The sequence below is a fragment of the Cellulophaga sp. 20_2_10 genome (assembly GCF_023476645.1).
In the GTDB taxonomy this organism is placed as follows: Bacteria; Bacteroidota; Bacteroidia; order Flavobacteriales; family Flavobacteriaceae; genus Cellulophaga.
This window is the reverse complement of the sequence record NZ_JAMCOJ010000003.1, coordinates 39106-54909: the sequence shown is the minus strand read 5'-3', so window position 1 is coordinate 54909 and position 15804 is coordinate 39106. Positions and strand designations below refer to the sequence as shown.

Genomic DNA, 15804 nt, shown 5'->3' with positions numbered 1-15804 from the left:
TTTTTACTACTTTAAAATAATAAAATAAAATTAATTTGGTTACAATTGCCTTTTATAATTTAGAAAACCTATTTGACACTATTGATGATCCTACAACTCTAGACGACGATTTTACGCCTAAAGGAGAAAAAAGATGGACAAACAACAGATACAAAAAGAAGGTTTTTAAATTAACAAAAACCATATCAGAAATAGGAACTCACAACACTGATGAGCCTCCTGTACTTATTGGTATTGCAGAAGTAGAAAATGAGACTGTAGTTAAAGATCTTGTGAACAATAGTAATTTAGACAATATAAATTATGAATATGTACATTACGATTCTCCGGATGAGCGTGGTATAGATACTGGTCTTATTTACAACAAAGATCATTTTACGGTTTTACATTCTGAGCCTATACATGTACATATTATAAATACGAATGGTGCTATAGACAATACCAGAGACATACTTTATGTACACGGTAAATTAAATGGCGAAGAAGTACACGTTTTTGTAAACCATTGGCCATCTAAAAGAGAAGGTAATATAGCTACAGACTATAAAAGAATTGAAGCTGCAAAAGTACTAACTAGCTTTATGGCTAAAATTGAAGAAAAGTATCCTAATCCTAACTATATAATTATGGGCGATTTTAACGATAGTCCTAAATCTGATAGTATAAAAGTATTAATGGACACCAATGTACTTTACAACCCTAGTGACCATTTATTAACTTTTGAAAAAGGTAGCGCTAGTTATAAAAGAAAATGGAGTTTGTTTGATCAAATAATTATATCTCATAGTTTTTTAAATTATGAAAAAGGAACCCACAGTTTTGTAGAGGCTAATATTTTTGACGAACATTTTTTAACTGAGTTTGATGGTAAGTTTAAAGGCACGCCATTTAGAACTTATGTTGGTCGTAAATATGTTGGTGGTTATAGTGATCATTTTCCTGTATTTTTGCAATTTAAATACAACGAATAGTAACCGTTTTACACTCGTTTAATTTCATCAGCATCTAACAACTCTTCATTGCGTAGCCTAAGAAAAACTTGGGCTATTGCAATTACATCCAATTCGCAGTACTTTACTATACGGTCTATATCGTTATCAATATAAAAAACATCTCTAACCATACTACCGTCTATATCTTCTTTTGGTGATGGTATCCCAAGTACATTGGTCATTAGTTTTAATGAGGTATAATGCTTAAAATCGCCAAATTTCCAAAGCTCCATAGTATCTATATGTGGTACTTCCCAAGGTTTTTTTCCAAATAAATTAAGTTTTGGAGGTAAATCTATACGATTAATAACCATACGACGCGCTATGTACGGGAAATCAAACTCCTTACCGTTATGTGCACATAATACATATTTAGGTGATGCAAAATGCGTGGTTAAAAGATTTTTAAACTCTTTAAGCAGCGTATCTTCCTCTCCAAAAAAAGTAGTGACCCTAAAGTTACGCATAGCTCCTTTTGTGTTAAAATACCCTACAGAAATACATACAATTTTCCCAAATTCTGCCCAAATACCTGCTCTATCATAAAACTCTTCTGGCGTAAAATCTTCTTGCCTTTTATACGCTGTTTTACCCGCCCATAATTCTTTCTTTTCATCGCTCATCTGACTATAACCCTCATACTCAGGCACGGTTTCTATATCTAAGAAAAGAATATGTTCTAGATTAATTTTATGAAGCATAATAATGATTTAATATTTAAAAAGAAAACTGAATATAAGTATAAATTACCGTTTATCGAAATACAACATACGCAACCAATAAAATCCTACAAATACCGTTAGCTACAAAAACAAATTACTACTATGAAATTAAAATTATTACCGTTAGCATTAATTGCAGTTACTATATTTTCTTGCTCTAGTGATGACGACAGCGCAGATGACAACAATGTTGATGATCCTGAAAAATCTGAGGAGCAAGTAACAAGCTGTGATAAGGTTGAAAACTTTGTCTTTGTTGAAAAAGACGGATTAGTTAGCGTTGAGTTTGAAGATGCTGCTTTTACCAACAACTGGAAATTAAAAAAAGATGGAAATAATATATCTGGAAAAGGATATATGGTTTGGGAAGGCGATCAATATTTGGGTAAACCAGGTGAAGGTTTAGCAACGTATAGCATTAAAATAAATAGTCCTGGAACATATCGTTTTTTATGGAAATCTGCCGTTAAAAAAGGAAACAATGGAGCTGACCATAATGACTCGTGGTTGCGTTTTGCAGATGCAAAAGACTTTTTTGGAGAGAAAGACGGTAGTATTGTATACCCACAAGATACTGGCAAAACACCAAATCCAAAAGGCGCATCTAAAGACGGCTGGTTTAAAGTATACAGAAGCGGTGGTGATTTAGATTTTAAATGGCAAGCAAGCACATCTGATAATGATAGTCACCCTATTTTTGTTACGTTTGATAAAGCTGCAGTTTATACTATGGAAATATCTGCCCGTTCTGCGGGCCACGCCATAGACAAGTTTGTTCTTTTTAAAGACTCTGTTAATCAGTCTGACGCTACAGCAGATGATGTAAAGTCTAGTGAAATTACATGTAAAAACTAAGAGTTAATTATCAGTATAAAACAAAAAACCGACTTCGTATTAAGTCGGTTTTTTTATATTTTAAAATAAGGATGTTTGTTTAGCCGGACTCTCATGTTCTAACAGCCATTTTTTACGGTGTAAGCCACCCGCATAGCCTGTTAAAGATCCATCACTACCAATTACTCTATGGCAAGGAACAATAATCCACAGGGGGTTTTTACCATTAGCTGCGGCTACAGCCCTTATTGCTTTAGGATCTCCCAAAACCTTAGAGAGCTCTAAATAAGAACACGTTTTACCGTAAGGAATTTCTAAAAGGCCCTTCCATACCTTTTTCTGAAAATCTGTTCCTTCTGGATTTAACTCTATACTAAATATTGCTCGTTCCCCACTAAAATATTCTTGTAGTTGGTAAACAGCATCTTCAAGCACTTCTGGAATTACTTCCGTTATTTCGGCATCATCTAAAACAGAAATTACAGAAAGTCCGTTTTCATCGCCTTCTATTTTGGCTATACCCAACGGAGTCTTTATGTAAGCTGTTTCTATCATTTTATATCTTCGGCAGAACCTGGTTTTGTATCAGAACTATCAGTTTTACCATCTTCTTCACCAATTAACCCCATTTTTTTTGCTCTGGTCTCCCAATTTTTTCTAGCTAAGGATTGTAAATCAGCGATGTGATCGCTCTCATCCATAATCTCCATTCCTAACAAGGTTTCTATAACATCTTCCATAGTAACAAGGCCACTAACAGATCCGTACTCATCTACAACCAAAGCAACGTGCTCTCTTTTCTTTATAAAAGTCTCAAACAATTGCGGAATTGGTGTATTGCGTTCTGTTGCTAAAATTTCCCTTTTTATACTAGATAAAGGAGAATCGCCATTTTTACTAATAACTTCTTCTAAAATATTATCTTTTAAAACAAAACCTGTAATATTATCTAAAGACCCACTGTATACAGGAATTCTAGAAAAACGCATTTTAGGATTAGCAGCATAGAACTCACCTATTGTTGCTGTTTCTGCCGCTGATTTTAAAACCGTACGTGGCGTCATTATATGTTTGGCTAAAATTTCATCAAACTCTAATAAGTTGCGTATAATTTTAGATTCAGATTCCTGAAAAACACCTTCTTCATGAGCAATATCTGCCATTGTTGTAAAGTCTTCTCTGCTTAATACACTACCATGGTGTTCTTTGCTGCCTACCAATTTAGTAAACACTTGTAGAATCCATAAAAGTCCTGTCCACTTTAAAATTAAGACCATAATATTTAAAGCCTTGGTTGTAAAATTCGCAAGTTGCTTCCAATATGTTGCTCCAATAGTTTTAGGTATAATTTCTGATGCAATTAATATTAAAATTGTCATTAAAGTTGAAACAATACCAACCATTAAATCCTCTGTAAAAGTAACTCCCAACACACTTGTTGTTGTACTACCATACATTTCTGCATAGGCTACTTTTGCTTGTACCCCAACTAAAATTGCACCAACAGTATGTGCAATGGTATTTAACGTTAAAATTGCAATTAGTGGTTTATCTACGTCTTTCTTTAACGCTTCTAAACCTAGAGCAAAGCTTTTACCTTCTTTCTTTTTTACGTTTATAAATGTAGTAGTAACACTTAATAAAACAGCCTCTAGAATAGAACATAAAAAAGAGAAGAAAACTGAAATAAATGCATAAAATAATAATAGACCCATAGTATATATTTAAAGTACGAAAATAGCAAAAAGTTAGCAGTTCTAAGTTATTAACTTATAGAAGCGTACTACTCACTGCTATTATATGCCAATATAAATTGATATCTGTACTAAAACAAAAAATCTGCGCATTAAAATTGATTCGTATAGCAACCTTAACACGCAGAAAAACTAACAATTCAACTAAACTTTTTCTATTGAAAATCAGATGCTTTAAAAGGATATTTCCTTGGTGTTTTTTGAATAGTAATCCAATGTGCAAAGCTTAGTCTTAAATTTCCTTTTTCGGTATGCTTTATATGATTTTAATAGACTGTTTTAAATTTTTTGAAATTCATTATAATATTCATCTATAATATTATTTATTAGAATACTAATTTTTTCAAAATCTTCAGAATAAGAGTTTGCTAGTGAGAATCTAATCGTCCAGTCCGGTCCATCAAAACCACCACCTGGCATAGCTACAATAGACTCTTCTTCAGCCAAACGAATTACTGGATCTAAAGCGTTATAATTCTCGCCAACCCATTTACTAAACGCTTCATTATATTTATCTCTAGCTAAATTCAAGAAGTCTACCAAAGTGTAATAATATGCTGCATTCTTATTGTCTTCAGATATTAATGGTTTACCAGGTAAGTCTTTATAGAGCTTATCATATCTATTTCTAACCAATTTTTTCACATCTTCTTTATACTTGTTTTCAGTATCAATTAAAGTTGCTAAAGAGAATAAAGACATTTGAATTTGTTGTGGTGTAGATAAACCAGCAGTGTGATTTAAAGCTACACTGCGACTATCAGCAACAAAACGATCTATCATTTTTATGCCATCTGGATTTAATGAAATAGTTCCATAACGCTCTCGCAATTCTACTTTATCTTCCTCAGGAAGTTTGGCTAACATTTTATCAAAATTATTATTTTCATTTAATGCTATTACTCCAAGTCTCCAACCTGTAGCTCCAAAATATTTAGAATAAGAATACACTAGAATGGTACTTTCTGGAGCTTTAATTGCTAGTGATGTAAAGTTTTCCGTAAACGATCCATAAACATCATCAGTTAATAAAATCAAGTCTTCTCTATCTTTAGCTATTTTGGCAATTTTATCTAAAGTAGGCTCACTTAATTTTACTGATGGCGGATTACTTGGATTCACTAAAAAGAATGCTTTTACTTTGGTATCCTTTAGTTTATCGATTTCAGAATCTGGAATTTGCCAGTTATCGTTTTCGTCTGCATTAATCAAAACCATTTTTAAATCGTAATCCTTTAACGCTGGCATTTCAAAATAAGGCGTAAAAATAGGCGTCCCAATAGCAATGGTATCTCCTGCTTTTAAAAACTTGTTTGCTTTTAAAGAATTGAATATGTAAACCATTGCAGCTGTACCACCTTCTGTAGCAAATACATCATATTTTGTTTTTGGAGGTGTTGCTCCTGCGCTCATTTCTTTCATTAAATAAGCATGAGCAATGGTTTCAGAATGCTTTAACATACGTCCTGGTTCTGGATAATTATTTCCTATAATACCATTAACCCATTCAAACATTAAATCGTCTGAATCAATACTATAATTAGCGACAGCAAATTGAAATAAGTCATTTAAATAACGTAATCCAATAACATTTTTATTTAAAGTTAAATACGCTTGAAATCTTTTGGTAATACCATCTTTATCTGTAATTCCACCAAAACCATCTAGTTCCTGAAATTGTCTTTTACTTTCTTCTAATCCAAATAGACCAAGTTGAAAAAAGGCATCTCTAGGCTTTGTTGCAATCCAGTTTGGATTACCTCTACCCGCATTAATCGTAGAATGTTGGTGGTTAGATTTCGCTAATTTTATTAGTGTATCTTTTACTTCAAACGGACTTAACGTATTAAGTTCTACTTCTTCTTGTTTTTTCATTATAATGCATTTTATAAATTAAGGCATCAATGCAATAATTATTGGACCCCAAAGTGTTAAAAATATATTTGCCACCGCGTATGTCATTGTAAATGTTGGCGTTGATGTTGCGTTTTGTGTTTTATCTAATAGAGATGAGAATGCTGGATTGGCACTTTTACTACCCACAAGAACACCTAAAGCTTCTACAGGATTTTTTATTTTTAAAAGATAGAAGTTCATAATAAACTGAACAATCATAGGTATCATTGTCACTAAAATTCCTAAAAGAAATAAGGTAATACCACTTTTTAAAATAGCTTGAAAAGCAGGTGCTCCAGCATTTAAACCAACGATACCTACAAAAACAGCAAGTCCAAAAGTTTGAATAAAACTAGCAGCACCAACGTTTATACCTCCCATTTTTGGGTGTTTTGTTCTTAAAAAACCAATGATTAAACCAGAAACTAAACAGCCTAATCCTGAGCCTAACGCAACGTTTGTTCCATTAATATCAAAATTAATTTCGCCGATTAAATAACCAACGACCATACCTAAACCAAAGACTATAAAATCTGTACTATTGATTGACGTTGGCTTGTATCCTATTTCTTTTTCTATTCTATCTAAGTCTTTGGTCTTACCAACCAATGTTATTTCGTCACCAGCATGAATTTCAGTATTATCTAAAACCGCTAATTCATGAGACATTCTAACAATGCTATTTATATAAACACCGTGTGTTTTAGTTAGACCTAATTGCTTACGAATTTCAGCTAAAGTCTTGCCTTGTAGTTTTTTATTTGAAATAATAACGTGTCTTTGCTCTTCTGTAAAATCAATGTTTGCTCCAATTTCTGAAATCTCTTCACCTAAAGTATTACTAGCATTAGAAAAGGCGGTTATTAATCCTGTTACAAATAAAATATCGCCTTCTTTAATTTGAAAATCTGCAGTAGGCTCTATGTTTTTACCATCACTAATAACAAGCTCTACCGTTAAATTAAAATTAAATTCAGCTTCAAAATCTTGAATCGTTTTACTCAAATACTTTGATGTTTTTGAAGTTTTGAATACTCTAGTATCAACTCTTTTGATCGGATCAAATTCGCCTTCTACCATTTCTTTACTACCACCAAGTTTTGCTGCTAGTTTTTTAGCCTCTGCTCTAATATCCCATTTCATTACTATTGGAATAAAAGAGACCATTAAAATTGGACCAATAGAACCAAAGATGTAGGTAATAGAATAACCAACAGCTACGTTTGTTTTCATGATTTTAGCTGCCTCTGTGGCTAATCCCAATTTATCTATCGCTTCTCCTGCTGTACCAATTATTGCAGATTGAGTTAATCCTCCTGCAGCCAATCCGGCAGCCATACCTTTGTCAAGCCCCATCCACATTGAAAGACCGACTACAGCTAATAATCCTAAAACGGTCATTGAAAATGCGGCTACTAAAAACTTTAAGGAGGATAATTTTAATGAAGCAAAAAATTGCGGACCACCTAAATAACCTACCATAAAAATAAACAAAGCAAAGAAGAGACTTTTAACTTCTCCACTAATTTCAAACCCGCCAACTTGACCAATAATTACAGCCATAATTAATGTACCCGCTACACCACCAAGTGTAAATTTTCCAATTTTAAACTTCCCTACAAAATACCCAATAGCAATTGCTAAAAACAAGGTGAGATAAGGAAAATTTCTGAGTGTATCGTAAATAATTTCCATAATTTATTTTAATTTTAGTTCTGATTTGTAGTTGGATTAAAGGTGGTATATCGCCATGAACTAAGCCCTATTTCCTAAACCATTATCTTTTGATTTATTTTGACTTCCACCACCAATAAGCTTCCATCATAGCGCTGGGTTGCTTTTCAAAATTTATAGTAATAGTAATTAACACTGAATATAACGCTAACTTTATATCAATCAACCCTAAGTACTTGTTGATTTACGTGATATTTATAGATCCATAATGTCTTTCTTATTTAAATAATTAAAATATGTTTAAGAAACCCTAGACTTAAGAGTTCCTTAAACATATTCTTACTTCATAAGGTTTACAAGACTCTTATAAAAATTTTAGTGGTGCAATAAAACCAAGCATCACCTTACCAGTTGTAGAATCTTCTAAATCATATATTGATTTAGCAGTGTTAGAATAGTTATAATCCCTTCCTACGTATGATGCGAAAAATTTTAGATTCAATTTTTTAAAGGGATAGAATTCTAAAGATGGTATTACTCCCCATGCCGTACGAATATGATCATTACTAACAGTTTCGTCTGGATTACCTTTCCAATAAGAATCACTTACCATACCTATTAATGAGAAGTTCCATTGTGGAGAAAAATTGTATTGTACTCGCAACCAATGTTCAACATAACTAGTTTTCAGGGCTGTATAGGGAGAGTAGCTTTCTGGAATTAGACTAGTTATTACACCAAGTCTATCAAGGTCATCCTTCATATACTTAAAATCATATTGAATCAATACTTTTTTTAGGTTTAATTGATTACCCAAAGCAATATACTGTACTTGCTTTTCACTTGCTTCCGTTATAAAGGAATAACTCCAAAATGTAGAAAACAATCCATCTGCAAAACTCCCTCTCCAATTGCCTACAAAGGCAGCAGGAAATTTTGTAGAATTAACATCTGGAACACTATTATACAATTCAGAAAAAGTCTTAGTTCTAGCATTAAGAACTTGAAATGTAAATTGTTGATTATTATGTGTATTCCATGTGAACTGTGCCCCTGTCAAAAAATTATCTGCCTCCTCAACAATATCATTATATTGATATATATCAATGGGATTCGCATCAAATTCATATCCTCCATAATCTGCACACATTTTACCAAAAGCTATACTAAAGCTATTTGATAAATTAATACCCACAAAAGCCATATCAACTGAATGATCAACATTATCTACAGATTGAACAGTAGGGGTCCGAGTATACCTATCGCGAAACCTAAAAAACACAGTACTATCTAAAACCATACCCTTTACTTCAAGTCGAAATTGATTCATTGCAAAATTACTGCTAGTATATTTACCATCCTGAAAATCATTGTTATTTGCATATTGCATATTAGCAATAACATCTACATTTTCTAATATATTTGCCTTATCGACTGATATGATTGGCTTAGACCCAAATTTCAATGTATCGGATTGTTTATGTAACTGGGCATTCACATCAATAGATATAAATATAAGAACACATAAAAATATAAATTTTTTCATAATATTTTAATTTAGATTGCTAGATTTAATATTTGAAAAAATAACTCTGTAACGTTTCTTTGTCTTTAGTCTGCGTAAGTCCAAGCATTAATAATATTCTAGCTTTTTGTGGATTAAGATCGTCGCCTACAATTGAACCAATCTTTTTATCATCGGTTTCGTCATTCAAAATAACTCTTCCCGTAGGGACTCTTGAAGCTCGACAGACAGCAACTCCTTTATTTGTGGCTTTCATTACTGCGGAAGTATTTATCTCGTTAAGATTTCCATCACCCAATCCTGCAGTAACAATCCCTTCAACATCTGCTTTTACATAAGCATTAATAGCCACATCTGATACATCAGCAAATAATAGAACTACAGCAACATTCGGAAGTTTATCCATTTTTGTAACATCAAAGGGTGTATTTTTATTAGCATCTCTCAGTTCTTTAGTATAATACTTTACTGTTTCACCAAGCACTTGTCCCATAGGCCCAGTATTTGGTGAAGTAAAGGCATCAACATGTGTTGTATTTGTCTTTACGACTTCACGTGCGTCTAAAATATTACCATTAAAAACAACCATAACTCCTTTCTCTTTCGAAAGTGGGTCTGCCGCAACCTGAACTGCATTGTATAAATTTTTTGGGCCATCTGAGCTCATAGCTGTACCTGGTCTCATTGAGCCGGTTAAAATAACCGGATTATTATAACGGTTGGTAAGGCTCAAAAAATAGGCTGTTTCCTCCATCGTATCGGTACCATGAGTAATGACTATACCATCTGCTTCATTATTTTTAAAAATTTCATCTATACGTTTCGCCAGCTTTAACCAAATCGCAACAGTCATATCTTGACTACCAATGTTAGACACTTGTTCTGCTGTTAGCGTCGCTAATTTATCAATTCCTGGAACAGCATCTATCATATCATTAATAGGTGTTACACCTGCTTGATAACCCGCAGCATTAGGAGACGTACCTTTTCCTGCAATTGTTCCGCCTGTGGCAAGTATTTTAATACGTGGGAGTTGCTGCGCAAATAAATTACAACAAATCAATGTAATTACGAGAAACATAAACATCTTTTTCATTTTACCTTTTTTAAATTATTTTATCAATTTGATTTAGTAAAAATAATCTCCTAAAAGAGTATGTCATATGACATAAGTCAGTTTAGTAAAAAAAGATCTTATATTTAATGTTCAATAGTGTTTACAATACACTTATTTGATGTAGATATTCAAGAATAGAGCGATCTAATGTTATAAATAAAATTTTACAAGTTTCTATTGAAAATCAGATGCTTTAAAAGGATATTTCCTTGGTGTTTTCTGAATAGTAATCCAATGTGCAACAGTAAACGATTTTACGCCCCATTGTCCATTAAAACGACCTAATCCTGAGTTTTTAACGCCTCCAAATGGTGCATAAGCACTATCATTAACCGGTTGGTCATTAATATGCGTCATACCAGCTTCAATGCCTTGTGCAAACGCCATTCCTTTAGCTTCATCTTGTGTAAATACAGAACTAGACAAACCAAAATCCGTAGCATTAGCTAAACGCAATGCGTCTTCCATATCTTTAGCACGTGTAATCGATACTGCAGGTCCAAAAATCTCGTGTTTAAACAACGGACAGTTTTCATCTGTATCTACAAAAACGTGCGGTGCATATGTAAACCATCTGCTTCACCACCTAAAGCCATTTTATAACCTTGTGCTTTAGCTTCGTCTATTAAATTTTTAACGGTGTCAAATTGTGCTTGATCGATAATTGGTCCTACAAACGTATCTGGATCATTCATATCTAAACGTTTTAAGGTTTTTACTTTGGCGATAAACTTCTCTGTGAATTCATCATAAACTTTATCTTCTACAATAATTCTGTTAATCGCCATACAAATCTGACCTTGATTCATAAATTTACCCCAAGCAGCAGCTTCTACAGCTTGATCAATATCTGCATCTTCAAGTACTACAAACGGACTATTACCTCCCAATTCTAATTCGATATTTTTAATAATATCAGCACTCAACGCATTTTGCCCTACTTGACGACCAACGGGAGTTGAACCTGTAAACGAAATTAATTTTGAGATTGGATGCTTTGTAATGGCAGTACCAATAGTACTTCCTCCACCTGGCAATACACTTAATAATCCCTTAGGGAAACCTGCTTCTTCTAAAAATGAAGCAAAAATTAATCCTCCAGTAACTATAGATGTTGATGCTGGTTTTAAAACCACTGCATTACCAACTGCTAAGGCAGGACCTAAAGTACGAGCTGTTAATTGTCCTGGGAAATTCCAAGGAGAAATTAACCCGATAACCCCTAATGGTTTTCTAACTGCAATAGATTCTTTACCCTCTATATCTCTTGGTAAAATTTTACCTTCTACTAATAATGGTAAATGCACAGCGCTTTCAAAAACACTAGCTACTAACTCAGCTTCAAAATAGCCTTTTGCCAAAGTTGCTCCTACTTCTTTTCGTGCCCATTCTGCAAATTCTTGTTTACGATTTCTAACAACCGTAGCTAGTTTTTGCATCATTCTGCTCTTTTCTGGAGGTAATACTGCAGCCCATTTTTTTTGTGCAATAGCAGCTGTTTCAAAAGCTTCATTTACATCGTCTTCTGTTGCACTACTTAAAGAAAATAATTCCTCTTGATTCCAAGGGTTAATATCTTTTATTACTGGTCCTTTTCCGTCTTTCCATTCGCCACCAACAAATATTTTTTTGGTGTAATTAGGTAATTCTTCTTGTGTTTTCATTTTTAGTGTTTTTTTTGATTACTATCTTTAATAACCAATAATTATTATATCTCGTTTACTTGATGTAAATATTCTGGGATAGGACGTTCTACTATTTCTGATAACACTTTACCAGTTTCCATAGAAAGTGCGTCTGTTGTAGAAAATTTTTGTGCAAATTCTTGCGTTTTCCATTCCTCAATAACTACCAACTGATTTGGATTTTCTAAAACCGTGTATACATTGAAAGAAACACAATCATCTTGTGCTCGCACATTCGGAATTTGCTTCTCGTATTGTGCGATCAGTTTTTTGTTTTCATCTGCTTTAATATCAAACAAAGCAATAACACGTAGTTCTGCTGAATTTGCAGTACTGCTAAACTCTTCAACTCCTTTTTCTTCGGAAACTTCACCAACCAAAACATAAGCTTTAGGTGGGTTTACAAGTGCTTCATTTGCTAATTCTGCTAGTTTTAGTTCGTAGGGTTGAGAACGATGAAATGCCACAGCCTCTTCTCCGGTAAACAATTCATATCCAAAAAACATATTAGGGTTTTGCTTGTCTTCAAACAAGCGAATGCCCAAACATCCTGGTTCTGTAGCACTTCCCTTTTTAACAGCAATTAAAGCCTCTTTAAATTGAGAACGGAATGCTGGTTTTACTTCAAACTGACCTATAATTTTTATCATCTTACTTGATTTTAAATTATTGATTAATTCTAAAGAGTAACAATCACTTTGCCAACCGTTCTTCCTTTTTCTACTTCTCTATGTGCGTCTGCCATAGCTTCAAAAGCAAACGTTTTATAGATGTTTGGTTTAATAGCTCCGCTTTCTAACATTCCTTTTAAAGTGTTCATATCTTTAGCGCTAGAATGCACTAAAATATTAGAAACCGTTTTGTTTTCTTTCTCTGCTATAGCTTTAGCTTCCTCGGGCATATCCATACCAAAAGTGGTAATTACTGTTCCTCCATCTTTTAAAACCTTAGTGGAGTTCACTAATACTTGACCACCTTGAGTATCCAAAACAAAGTCTATATCAGACAACACCTCTTCAAAATTTTGGGTATGATAATCAATAGCTTCATCTGCTCCAATAGATAATACAAATTCTTTGTTTTTTGCTGAAGCAGTTGTAATTACATATGCTCCGAAGCATTTTGCTATTTGAATTGCAAAATGACCTACGCCACCAGAACCCGCTTGGATTAATACCTTATCGCCTTTATTAACTTTACCAGATAATATTTGCAAAGCAGTTAAAGCAGCCAAAGTGGTCGCAGCAGCTTCTTCAAAAGAAACGTTGCTTGGCATAAGTGCTAAATGAGCTTCTGGAGCTGCAACAAATTCCGCGTATGCTTTACCTGCTCCTGGAAAGTTTACCATCCCAAAAACAGTATCACCTACTTTAAAATCGGTAACGGCTGTACCAGCCTCAGTTACTGTTCCTGCAATATCCCATCCTAAAATAACTGGACGATTTTTACCGTACATTGAATCCAACATTTTGTCAGCGTACTTTGGTTTTACATCTGCAGGGTTTAATGAAATTGCTTTAACAGCAACTAACACTTCGTTTTCTTTTATGCTTGGCTTTTCTACTTCTGCTAAATGAAGGTTTTCTGGTCCTCCTGCTTTTGTTAATACTATAGCTTTCATATTGTGTGTTTTTTAAAAAATTATATTTGATGAATTTGATTAAAATAAAGGATTATCGTTCGCAGATTTATCTCCTTTATTGAAGGTGTTAAACGCATCCCAATGTTCAGAAATTTTACCGTCTGTAATTCTAAAAACATCCATTGTAGAGGTTCTATCACCTTCTTTATTTGTAATTACTTGTACAAAAACTAGGTCTTTTTCTGCAACAATAAGATTGAAGTTGAGTTTAAATTTAGGAGCATCTTTTAACCAAATAGGTAACATTTCTTTAAGCGCTTCTCTACCATCTGCAACATTAGGGTTGTGCTGAATGTAAACCGGACCAACATATTTATCTATGTTTTGATAATTCTGGTTTCCGAAGAGGTCTTGATAAAAATCTGTTACTACTTTTTTGTTTGCCTCTAAAGTCGCTTGCTCCTGATTTTGAACTTCTATTTTAGATTCCAAATTTGTAATGTTTTCATTTAATTTTTTTAATTCCCCAGAATTATCAGAACAAGATGCTAATAAGATAGCACCAATTAAGACTACTGTTAGTTGTACTTTTTTCATAATTTTAATTTTAATTTTAGTTATTTGTTAATTTTAATGACACTACAAATCTATAAATGTCTTGTAGTTTAGTAATGGTAAATAATGTACCTTTAATGGTGTATTGTGTCCGTAATTTATTTAATATCAATATTTTATGATTTAATTAACAAAGCACGCCTTACTTTTTATCGTAAACCATAGGAAGTAAAAAAGATTCAATTTTATTACTAAAAAGAATTGGCGCATATAGCGTATTACCTTCAATACTTATATCTGCTAATCCTTTAGGAAATGTTCCTACTCTTTTGCGAGTATCGTTATTAATAAAAAACAAATCGCTAACCGTACCGCCTGTAACTAAATACCCATCTTTAACTGCTGCTAAACCATCTAAAGCACCTAATTGATACGCACTTTTAATCATCGTAGCTGTTTTGTCTTTTAGGTTGACTTTATACAAACTACCATACTTATCTGGAGTTAACTCTAATGATAATTCTGCACCAAAATCAGCAATAATTAAATTATCATCTTGGATGAAAATTCCATTTGGATGCTTAATTTCTGGTGTTTGAAACCAAACTACTAGTTTGTTATTTTCTAAAGTGAAAATTTTTCCGCCTGCAATATCAGAGATAAAAACCTGTCCTGTTTTAGAAACTACAACATCATTTAATGAAACCACATCTGTTGATGTAAAGCTATTTATCAGCTTACCCTTTTTTACATCAATTATATGAAGTTCCTTACCATCACCTACATACAATTTGTCTTGGTATAAAGCTAAACCAGCAGGGTTGTTTAACCCTGTTACCCATTTATAATTATCTACTTTACCAGCTTTTGTAATTCGGCTTATATATCCTTTTTCATTCTGATTTACGTTAGAAACATACAACCAATCTTCAGTTGGAGAAGCTACTATAGATTCTGGCATAGCAAAACCCTCTAATTCCCAATTTTTAATTAATTGATCCGTAGAATTTATTTTAGAAGAGGCAACATAATTAGTTTCATCTAAAACTTCTTTCAAAGCAAAGATTCCATTGTTTGCAGCCGGAAAACCAGTATAGAGACTCAACAAAATCATCGTTTCAGAAATCTCATTTGGAGTTACACCAAGGTTAAGTGCAGCCTTCATATGCGACTTTAATTGCGATTTTGCATTGGCTTGTGTAGTAAGACTAGCTATTATTAGTAATTCTTTTGTCTTAAAATCTAAATCCGGTCTGCTATAAATTTCTCCAAAACCATAACGAATAATATAATCTGCCATATCTGGAGACACGCTTTTAAAAGCGGCTTCCAAACCTTTTGAAGCGCCATCGCCATTTACCTCATTTACAATTTTTACGCCTGTTTTATAGTTGTCTTCTTTTGTGTTTTGTGCAATACTCGCAAAAGAGAAAAACAATGCTAAAACTAAAATTATGTACTTTTTCAT

15 protein-coding genes are annotated in these 15804 nt (G+C 33.2%); 2 read left to right on the top strand and 13 right to left on the bottom strand.

The genetic code is table 11. The features are described 5' to 3' along the window. Positions 1 to 35 precede the first annotated feature (35 nt). A complete protein-coding gene (locus tag M4I21_RS06570; protein ID WP_249558324.1) occupies positions 36 to 971 on the top strand; it encodes an endonuclease/exonuclease/phosphatase family protein in 936 nt (311 codons plus the stop codon). Positions 972 to 979: 8 nt separating this feature from the next. Here M4I21_RS06570 and M4I21_RS06565 read toward each other — a convergent pair whose 3' ends face one another. Beyond that, a complete protein-coding gene (locus M4I21_RS06565; protein WP_249558323.1) occupies positions 980 to 1693 on the bottom strand; it encodes a 3'-5' exonuclease in 714 nt (237 codons plus the stop codon). Positions 1694 to 1816: 123 nt separating this feature from the next. On the opposite strand from M4I21_RS06565, the gene M4I21_RS06560 reads away from it, so the two are divergent. After that, entirely contained in the window at positions 1817 to 2569 is a 753-nt protein-coding gene (locus tag M4I21_RS06560; RefSeq protein WP_249558322.1) for a hypothetical protein, read from the top strand. Positions 2570 to 2629: 60 nt separating this feature from the next. Here M4I21_RS06560 and M4I21_RS06555 read toward each other — a convergent pair whose 3' ends face one another. The 12 genes from M4I21_RS06555 to M4I21_RS06505 form a co-directional block, all read right to left on the bottom strand. Beyond that, positions 2630 to 3100, bottom strand: coding sequence for a methylated-DNA--[protein]-cysteine S-methyltransferase (locus M4I21_RS06555; RefSeq protein WP_249558730.1), 471 nt, complete (start codon positions 3098 to 3100; stop codon positions 2630 to 2632). Next, positions 3100 to 4263 carry a CNNM domain-containing protein gene (locus tag M4I21_RS06550; RefSeq protein WP_249558321.1) on the bottom strand — a complete coding sequence of 388 codons (1164 nt, stop codon included), beginning with the start codon at positions 4261 to 4263 and terminating at the stop codon, positions 3100 to 3102. Before M4I21_RS06550 ends, M4I21_RS06555 begins: the two co-directional genes overlap by 1 nt. A 318-nt stretch (positions 4264 to 4581) precedes the next feature. Continuing rightward, the gene (locus M4I21_RS06545; protein WP_249558320.1) at positions 4582 to 6177 is read right to left on the bottom strand and encodes a bifunctional aspartate transaminase/aspartate 4-decarboxylase; all 1596 of its coding nucleotides are present in this window, start codon (positions 6175 to 6177) and stop codon (positions 4582 to 4584) included. A gap of 18 nt (positions 6178 to 6195) precedes the next feature. Further along, the gene (gene aspT / locus M4I21_RS06540) at positions 6196 to 7893 is read right to left on the bottom strand and encodes an aspartate-alanine antiporter (RefSeq protein ID WP_249558319.1); all 1698 of its coding nucleotides are present in this window, start codon (positions 7891 to 7893) and stop codon (positions 6196 to 6198) included. Positions 7894 to 8236: 343 nt separating this feature from the next. Further along, positions 8237 to 9418: a porin gene (locus M4I21_RS06535; RefSeq protein WP_249558318.1), complete on the bottom strand. Its 1182-nt coding sequence runs from the start codon at positions 9416 to 9418 to the stop codon at positions 8237 to 8239. Between the two features lie 25 nt (positions 9419 to 9443). Beyond that, positions 9444 to 10493, bottom strand: coding sequence for a type II asparaginase (locus M4I21_RS06530; RefSeq protein ID WP_249558317.1), 1050 nt, complete (start codon positions 10491 to 10493; stop codon positions 9444 to 9446). 195 nt (positions 10494 to 10688) lie between these two features. After that, a complete protein-coding gene (locus M4I21_RS18550) occupies positions 10689 to 11036 on the bottom strand; it encodes an aldehyde dehydrogenase family protein (protein WP_283771758.1) in 348 nt (115 codons plus the stop codon). A 20-nt stretch (positions 11037 to 11056) separates the two neighbouring features. Beyond that, positions 11057 to 12178, bottom strand: a complete 1122-nt coding sequence (locus M4I21_RS06525; RefSeq protein WP_283771757.1) for an aldehyde dehydrogenase family protein — start codon at positions 12176 to 12178, stop codon at positions 11057 to 11059. 44 nt (positions 12179 to 12222) lie between these two features. Continuing rightward, positions 12223 to 12849 (bottom strand): putative quinol monooxygenase, encoded by a 627-nt coding sequence (locus tag M4I21_RS06520; protein ID WP_249558316.1) that lies wholly within the window; start codon positions 12847 to 12849, stop codon positions 12223 to 12225. Positions 12850 to 12878: 29 nt separating this feature from the next. Further along, a complete protein-coding gene (locus M4I21_RS06515; protein WP_249558315.1) occupies positions 12879 to 13820 on the bottom strand; it encodes an NADP-dependent oxidoreductase in 942 nt (313 codons plus the stop codon). Between the two features lie 39 nt (positions 13821 to 13859). Continuing rightward, positions 13860 to 14378 (bottom strand): nuclear transport factor 2 family protein, encoded by a 519-nt coding sequence (locus tag M4I21_RS06510; RefSeq protein WP_055445952.1) that lies wholly within the window; start codon positions 14376 to 14378, stop codon positions 13860 to 13862. Between the two features lie 160 nt (positions 14379 to 14538). Beyond that, complete coding sequence (locus tag M4I21_RS06505) at positions 14539 to 15804, bottom strand: carboxymuconolactone decarboxylase family protein (RefSeq protein WP_249558314.1); 1266 nt, start codon at positions 15802 to 15804, stop codon at positions 14539 to 14541.